Source organism: Bradyrhizobium acaciae (assembly GCF_020889785.1).
Classification (GTDB): domain Bacteria; phylum Pseudomonadota; class Alphaproteobacteria; order Rhizobiales; family Xanthobacteraceae; genus Bradyrhizobium; species Bradyrhizobium acaciae.
This window is the reverse complement of record NZ_JACMYK010000224.1, coordinates 1-7,698: the sequence shown is the minus strand read 5'-3', so window position 1 is coordinate 7,698 and position 7,698 is coordinate 1. Positions and strand designations below refer to the sequence as shown.

6 protein-coding genes and 1 pseudogene are annotated in these 7,698 nt (G+C 64.4%); all 7 read right to left on the bottom strand.

Annotated features, from left to right (window positions below):
* Positions 1 to 350, bottom strand: a pseudogene (locus H8A92_RS38715) (hypothetical protein); the annotation flags it as partial.
* A 176-nt stretch (positions 351 to 526) separates the two neighbouring features.
* Positions 527 to 1,312 carry an aldo/keto reductase gene (locus H8A92_RS38710; protein WP_229200534.1) on the bottom strand — a complete coding sequence of 262 codons (786 nt, stop codon included), beginning with the start codon at positions 1,310 to 1,312 and terminating at the stop codon, positions 527 to 529.
* Positions 1,313 to 1,384: 72 nt separating this feature from the next.
* A complete protein-coding gene (locus H8A92_RS38705) occupies positions 1,385 to 2,716 on the bottom strand; it encodes a cytochrome-c peroxidase (protein ID WP_229200533.1) in 1,332 nt (443 codons plus the stop codon).
* A 24-nt stretch (positions 2,717 to 2,740) separates the two neighbouring features.
* Positions 2,741 to 4,378 carry a phospholipase C gene (locus H8A92_RS38700; protein WP_229200535.1) on the bottom strand — a complete coding sequence of 546 codons (1,638 nt, stop codon included), beginning with the start codon at positions 4,376 to 4,378 and terminating at the stop codon, positions 2,741 to 2,743.
* A 385-nt stretch (positions 4,379 to 4,763) separates the two neighbouring features.
* Entirely contained in the window at positions 4,764 to 5,648 is an 885-nt protein-coding gene (locus H8A92_RS38695; RefSeq protein WP_229200532.1) for an alpha/beta fold hydrolase, read from the bottom strand.
* Positions 5,649 to 5,692: 44 nt separating this feature from the next.
* Positions 5,693 to 7,105, bottom strand: coding sequence for a dihydropyrimidinase (gene hydA / locus H8A92_RS38690; RefSeq protein ID WP_175068465.1), 1,413 nt, complete (start codon positions 7,103 to 7,105; stop codon positions 5,693 to 5,695).
* Positions 7,105 to 7,698: aspartate/glutamate racemase family protein (locus tag H8A92_RS38685; protein ID WP_229200531.1), on the bottom strand; the 594-nt coding region annotated here is incomplete at its 5' end. The genes H8A92_RS38685 and hydA, both read right to left, overlap by 1 nt.

Below are 7,698 nucleotides of genomic sequence, written 5' to 3'. Positions count from 1 at the left end.
GCCGCGGCATGTTGCGGTGACGAGCTGGGCTTGGGCGCCGGCGGCGCCGGCTGCGGAGCGGTCTGCTGCTTCTGCGGCGCTTGCGCCTGGGCTTCGGGCTTGGCGGAGTCGACCGGCTTGTCGAGCGACGGCAACCGCAATTCAGGCGTTGGCGACGGGCTCGGCACCGGATCTGGTTCGGGCTGGACCTCGCTCTTGGCGACCTCCTGCGGCGTCACGATCTCGACCGGCACCGTGTCAGCGGCGACGGGATCGAACTGATGGACCTCCGAATACAGGAAAATCAGCGCGAGCAGCATCAGGTGCACGAACACCGATGCCAACATGTCCGCGTTTGGCCGAAACTTCATCCCGCTCGATCACATCAGTGATGTCTCCCCGCCGGCAACATTACCGGTCGGAACCCGCCTGCCTCAATCCCCCTTCGGTTCAAATCCGCAAGCGGCCAGCGCGCAATAGCATGATCCGGGCCGCCGCCCAGCGATTTTCCGCGCAATGATGCCCAGACAAGTGGCGCATCGGCCGATCAACTTGCGCCGGCACCAGCCATCGCGGAAATCTCGCGCATGTCCTGATCCGACAGCTCGAAATCGAAGATGTCGATGTTTTCCTGGAGACGCTCCAGCTTCGAGGTGCGCGGGATCGCGGCCACATTCTGTTGCACCAGCCAGCGGAGACAGACCTGCGCAGCCGTCTTGCGATAGCGATCGCCGATCCGCGCCAGGGCACGGTCGCCCTTCACCCGCCCCTTCGCGATCGGGCTGTAGGCGACGAACGCCATGCCTTGGCGTGCGCAGGCCTCGATCACATCGGCCTGGTCCAGATAAGGATGGTACTCGACCTGGTCACAGGCGAGCGGCTCGGGACACGTCGCCACCGCCTCCTCGATCAGCGCGACGCTGAAGTTCGAGACGCCGATGTGCCGCGCCAGTCCCGCCTGCCTGACCCGCGCCAGCGCACCGAGCGTCTCGGCGAGCGGCACCTGCGGATTGGGCCAGTGCAGCAGCAACAGATCAACCTCGGTCATGCGCAGCCGCGCCAGGCTCTCCTTGGCGGACCGTTCGAGATCCTTCGCCATGAAGTGCGTGGTCCAGACCTTGGTGGTGACGAACACATCGTCGCGCTTGACGCCGGACGCGCGCAGCCCCTCGCCCACCTCGCGCTCATTGTCGTAAATCTGCGCGGTGTCGACGTGCCGGTAACCGAGCCGCAGCGCCTGCTCGACGATACGAGCGCAGGTCCGCCCGCGCAGTTCCCATGTGCCGAGGCCGATCGCTGGGATTCTGGCACCGTTGCCTTCGACGACATTCATGCGGCCATTATGCGCGCATGGGGAAGACCTGCCAACTCACGTATCGGTTCCGCAACGGGCGATGGCGACGGCTCACCGCTCGGGCTGGTAGCCGTCGGTCAACGTTTTCAGGAAGGCGATGATGTCGGCTTCATCCTTCGCCGTCATCGCGGGCGCATCGCCCGGATGCCGCTCGAAGGGCGGATCGCTGACGTCGACATTGCCGTGATATTTCTCCGGCAGATCGTCGTATTTCCGCACCGTTCCGTCGGCCGCGCGCGGGTACACCTTGTCCGGATTGGTATCGCGGAAGTTATAGAAATCGAGCACCTGCTCGAGGCTCGTGAAGACGCCATTGTGGAAGAATACGCGGCGCGTCGCCGTATTGCGCAAGCTCGGCGTCAGAAACATCCCGCAATATTGCGTCTGCTCCGCAACGTCGGTGCGATACGGACCGCAAACCCCGAGATCGAAATAATTGGGATCGCGATTGTTGCCGAGTGCGGCGTTGCGTGGCGCGGCGAGCGCCTCATACTGATGGTCGGTGAACAGCGGCGGCAGGCCGTCACGGGTCGGCGCCGACGTATGGCAGCCGCCGCAATTGGCCTTGTCCGGATCGTTGAACAATTGCAGGCCGCGCAACTCGCTCTCGCTCAGCCGCGCCTTGCCTTCCAGCCAGTAGTCGAACTTGCTGTTGTAGGGATGGAAGCTCGGCTCCTCCACCTGATAGCGCGCGACCGCGAACATCGCTTCCGAGATCAGCAGCCGCGTATTGTCGAAAACGCCGGCGCCGAACAGTTCGGCAAAGCGCGGTGCATAGCTCGCCTGACGCAGCTTCCGCGCCACCACCTGGATGCTGCCGCCGTCCATCTCATTGGGGTCGAGCAGCGGGAAGATCGCCTGGTCCTGGAGCGTATCGGCGCGACCGTCCCAGAACAGTCCGCCCTGCGGCACGATGTTGACCGCAGATGCAGCCGTGCCGGTCGCGACCTTCCTGGCGCGCGCGGCCTGCTGGCCTGCCGCGGCCAGTTGCGCGAAGTCGACGACGGTGTCGTCCTCGTCCTTTTCGGGCCCGATGCTGAAATTCGGCTGGCGCTCGTGATAGGTCAGGCTAGGCACGGCGCGCGTCCCTTGTCGCGATTGCGCGGGTCCGCCGAACATCGCCGCCGTATCATTGGGCGGACCGTAGGCGTGGTCGGGACTATGACAGGAGGCGCACGACAAGGCGCCCGACGAGGACAGCGACGCGTCGAAGAAGATCTTCTGGCCGAGCTGGGCCATGCCGGACAGCGGAGCGACCGGCGGACGCCGGAGCTGCACCGGGTTCGGATTGGTCCCCGGAAGCCCTTGCGTCTCGACTGCCGCTACGGCGCCGGCCATGCAGAGCAGGCCGGCGCCGAGAAGCCACAACATGCGGCCGTTCATATGTCGTCCAGTTATCCCAGAGCGTCAGTGATGGTGATGATCGTCAGACGGGCTGACGATGACCGTGCCGGCCGTCGGATCGAGGAACAGCTTGTCCTGCCGATCGTCACCGTCGTGATCGTGACCGTGGTCGAAGTCGAACAGATCTGCGATCGATTCGACGCTGTCGTCGAACGAACCGCCGCCGAGACGCTGGCCGTGCAGCCAGTTGTCTTCGATGAAGCGCACGACCGACGCCTGCGAGATGCGGGTGTGGCTGACGAAGTTCTTCTTGGCGAACGGCGAGATCACCAGGAACGGGATGCGCGTGCCAGGGCCGCAGCGGCCGTTCACCGGCTGGCCGTTGAGGCCCTTCGGCTGCGTCTGCTTGCCGATACCGAGGCCGCACTGGCCGGGACCGTTGACCTGATCGGCGGTCGGATCATACGACGCGCTGGTCGGTGCAAGGTACTGGTGGTCGTACCAGCCGTCGGAGTCGTCATAGGTGACGATGACCGCGGTCTCGCCCCACTCCTTCTGCTTCTGCAGGAAGTTGATCAGCTCGACATTGCCCGCCTGCTCGTCGAGCGGATCGGAGTTGCCGGGATGACCGTCCTGATAGGCCGGCATCTTGATGTATGAGACGGCCGGGAAATTGCCGGCCTTCACCGCCGCATAGAAGTCCTCGAGATCGTAGCCGTGGTTGGCAGGATCGAGCGTCTTGCTGCCGGGCACATAGGTGTGGCCGATCGCATTGATCGAGCTCGGCCGCGCATGGGTCGGGTTGGCGGTCGACTTGTAGTACTGGAACCAGGCGTGGTGCGGGATGTAGTCCACGATGGTGCCGTTGACGTTGCTCGAGAAGGTGCTGCGGGCACAGTTGGTGGTGCCGTTGGTGTTCTTGAGCGTCAGATCGAAGCCGCCCATGAAGCTGCCCCAGCTGATGTGTTCGGCATTGAGCAGGTCGCCGATGTTCTTGCTGGTCATCAGGACCTGGCTGGTCGTGCTCGAGCAGGAGTCGTAAGCCGGGTCGGTATCGCCGATCAGCGTCAGGCCGCCCTGCCCGTCGGCGATCGACGACGTGGTGCCGACGATGTTCTGCGCACCGTTGGTCTGGCCGGAGATCACCTCGAGCGCGCCGGGCGTCGACGGACCGAACGTATCGGTCCAGCTATTGTCGCTCATGGCGAAGTTCTGTGCGTAATTCCAGAACGCGGTGACGGTGTTGCCGTCGAAATAACCCATCACCTGCCCGTTGGTGCCGAATGCGCCGACACCGCCGGCAGTGCCGCGCCCCGTGAATTTGGGGAACAGATCTTCCTTGCCGTTATCGACCGCCTGCTGCTCGGGCGTGTATGCGTGGTTCTGCGAGCGCGTATTGGCCTGGGTGCGGTCGAGGCGGAACGGATTGGTCGCACCCGTGCCGTTGGCCGGATTGAGGTTCGGGTTGTTGGTCAGCAGATTCGCATTGGCGAGGTTGTTGACCTTCGGCGTATGCGGCTTCGCAGTGAACGGAATCGAGCCGGTCGGGTTGGCGGCGTTCGGATACGTTGCGAAATAATGATCGAACGAGCGGTTCTCGTTGAAGATGACGACGAGATGCTTGATCGGAGTTTGCGTGTGAATGTAGTGCGGATGATGATCATCGCCGCGATTGTCGTCCTGAGCCGCGGCACCGCACATAACCGCAGTCGCGGCGATCAGACAGACTCCGACCGTCGAAAAAAATTTGGCTTTCACCGTAGTGCCCCTTGATTTTACAGATTTGTGACGTCGACCTGCGACAAGTTAGCCATCACCGGTGACAGGTCTGTGTCAGTCTTGTGCAATCACCAATCAACGCGACGACGATTGACGCGCGCGTTTGTACATCGGTTGCAACACAGATCGAGCCGATCAATTCGCGTGCACACGCGGCTGTTCGATCGCTTCATGCTGCAAAGCGCGGAGTCTATTTCGGCTGATGACGCGAAAATCAACGGGACCGCGTGCGTGAAGACGATGGCCGTCAGCGTTGCGAGCAACTGGCCCGTCATTCGACGCGGCCGCGGCGCGGCGGTCGTTGGAGCTAATCCTTGATTCCCGTGATCGAGGCGCTGACCGCGCGCGGATCGCGCTGTGGCCAGCGGCCGCTTTCGACTTGCGAGAGGAAATCGCCGACGATGCGGTTGTATTCGTCGGGCTCCTCGATGTTGATGGCGTGGCCGCAGTTCGGCATCACGGCGAGCGCGGCCGACGGAATGCTCTGCTTCATCAGGATGCCCGGCAACAGACACGGCCAATCCTCGTCGCCGGTGATGATCAGCGTCGGCACATTGATGCGCTTCATCTCGTCGACCAGCGTGTAGAGCGAGGGCCGCTCCTTCTGTACGCCCTGCTGGGTATTGGCCGATCCGACCGCCGAATGCTCGGCCAGCATGCGCTTGAACTCCGCGTGACCGCGCGGATCCTTGTTCTCGTACTGCACGCGCGTCGGCCCGTAGGCGTAGCGCTCGGCGAAGGCCGGCATGCCTTCTTTAAGGATCATGCCCGCGATCACGTCGGCCTCGGCGCGAAACGTCTCGCGCTTGTCGAGCTCGGCGCCGTAGCCGCAGCCGCCGATGCACAGCGACAGCGCCCGCGTCGGGTGGCGCAATCCGAAATGCAACGTCGCAAAGCCGCCCATCGACAGGCCGACGATATGCGCCTTCGGCGCACCGATGTGATCGAGCACCGCCAGGATGTCGTCGGCGGCACGCGCCTGCGAATAGGACGAGACCTGCTCCGGCACATCGGACGGCGGAAAGCCGCGCGCATTGTAGGCAATGGTCCGGAAGCGCTTGCCGAAGTGCCGCATCTGCGCCTCGTAGCTGCGCAAATCGCCGGCGAACTCATGGACCAGGATCACCGGATGGCCCGATCCGGTCTCCTCGAAATAGAGCCGCACACCATCATCTGTTGTCGCGTAGGGCATGGTGTCCTCCAGCCTTCTTGCTTTGCGGTTACTTCCTTGGCGTATTACGGGATCGTCGCCCCCGACGGAGGCTTGGCACGCGGCAGATATGTGCCGTGCTCCTTGCTGCCGACAAGGGCGCCGTCATCGACGACCACCTTGCCGCGCACCATGGTCAGCACCGGCCAGCCCGTGACCTCGAGCCCTTCATAGGGCGTGTAGTCCGAGCCGTCATGGATCAGCTCGTGGCGGATCGTGACCTTGCGCTTCGGATCCCACAGCGCGATATCGGCGTCGGAGCCGACCGCGATCGTGCCCTTGCGTGGATAGAGACCGTAGATCTTGGCGTGGTTGGTGGCGCTGAACGCGACGAAGCTGTTGAGGTCGATACGCCCCTTCACCACGCCTTCGGAGAACAGGATCGGCAGCCGCGTCGCGACGCCAGGGATGCCGTTCGGCACCCAGCGGAAGCTGGTGCGGCCCTTGGGCGCAAGCTTTCCGTTCGGGTCGTCGTAGCGGAACGGGCAATGGTCCGACGAGAACACCGAGAACACTTTCTGCTGCAAGCCTTCCCAGCACGCCTGCTGGCTGGCGACGTCGCGCGGCGGCGGCGAGCAGACGTATTTCGCGCCTTCCATGTTGAGCTGATCGAGGTCCTTCTCGGTCAGGACAAGATATTGCGGGCAGGTTTCGCCCATCACCCGCAAGCCCCGCTGCTGGGCGCGGCGGATTTCGTCCATCGCCTCGCGGTTCGAGACATGCACGATCATGATCGGCACGTCGACAAGCTCCGAGAGCGAGATGGCGCGATGGGTGGCCTCGCGCTCGACCGGGATCGGTCGCGAGGTGGCATGGAAGCGCGGCGCGGTGTTGCCGGCGCGCTCCAGCCGGTCGGTGAGGAAGCGGATCGCATCGAAGTTCTCCGCATGCACCATCAGCATGGCGCCGGTCTCGCGCGCCACCGACATGGTCTCGAGCAGCTCGCGATCCGACAGCGCCAGCCCCTCATAGGTCATGAAGACCTTCAGCGAGGTGTAACCGTCCTCGACCAGCGCCGGCAGCTCCTGACCCAATACATGCTCGGTCGGATCGGTGACGATCAGATGGAAGGCGACGTCGACATGGCATTCGCCTTCGGCCAGCGAATGATAGTGCTTCAGCGCCTCGCGCAGCGTCTGGCCCTTCTCCTGCAGACAGAACGGCAGCACGGTGGTGTTGCCGCCGAACGCCGCCGAGCGGGTGCCAGAGGCGAAGCCATCGGCCATCACGATGCCGTCGCCCGACGGCTGGGCAAAATGGACGTGGCTGTCGATGCCGCCGGGCAGCACCAGCCGGTCGGTCGCGTCGATGATGGTAGCCGCATCGCCGAGATCGTGACCGAGCGCGGTGATCTTGCCGTCACGGATTCCGACGTCGCAGGCAAAGGTGTCGGCAGCGGTGACCACGGTGCCGCCGCGGATGATGGTGTCGAAGGACATCAGGCGGTCCCCCCTTTCGATGAACGATGTTCGATGATTGCGGCAAGCGGCTCGGCGAGCCCGATCGTCGGCTTCGGATCGGGACGGCGGAAGGTACCGGCCACCGCCTTGCGCGGCTTCAGTACGGCAAGCGTCTCCGCCTGGCGCACGGCGGCCGCGACCGGATCGACCACCGGCACCGGAATGCGGTCGCGGACCTTTGCCGCGAGCCCGGCGAGTGGCGCGCCTGACAGAATGACGACGTCGGCGCCGTCCTGCGCGACCGCCTGGTTGGCGAGCGCGACCAGCAGCTCCTCCTTCTCGGCCTGTACGTCGGAGATCGACTGGAAGCTGCCGTCGAGCGTGCGGATGCCGGCGCAGCGCGTGCTCAGCCCATGCATCGCGACGCATTCCTCGTACCAGGGCGCCAGCGCGCCGGCGAAGGTCACGATCGCGAACCGCCGGCCGAGCATGCAGGCAGTGAGCATCGCGGCTTCGGCCAATCCCACGACGGGATATGAGAACAGCTCGCGCGCGCCGAACAGGCCGGGGTCGCCGAACGCGGCGATGATCGCGGCATCGATGCCGGGGCCGGCCTCGGCGAGCATCTCGAG

Coding starts and splice junctions, on each gene's coding strand:
- H8A92_RS38705 (WP_229200533.1), bottom strand. CDS start 2,716: ATGAACGGCCGCATGTTGTGGCTTCTCGGCGCCGGCCTGCTCTGCATG.
- H8A92_RS38700 (WP_229200535.1), bottom strand. CDS start 4,378: ATGTGCGGTGCCGCGGCTCAGGACGACAATCGCGGCGATGATCATCAT.
- hydA (WP_175068465.1), bottom strand. CDS start 7,105: ATGTCCTTCGACACCATCATCCGCGGCGGCACCGTGGTCACCGCTGCC.
- H8A92_RS38695 (WP_229200532.1), bottom strand. CDS start 5,648: ATGCCCTACGCGACAACAGATGATGGTGTGCGGCTCTATTTCGAGGAG.
- H8A92_RS38710 (WP_229200534.1), bottom strand. CDS start 1,312: ATGAATGTCGTCGAAGGCAACGGTGCCAGAATCCCAGCGATCGGCCTC.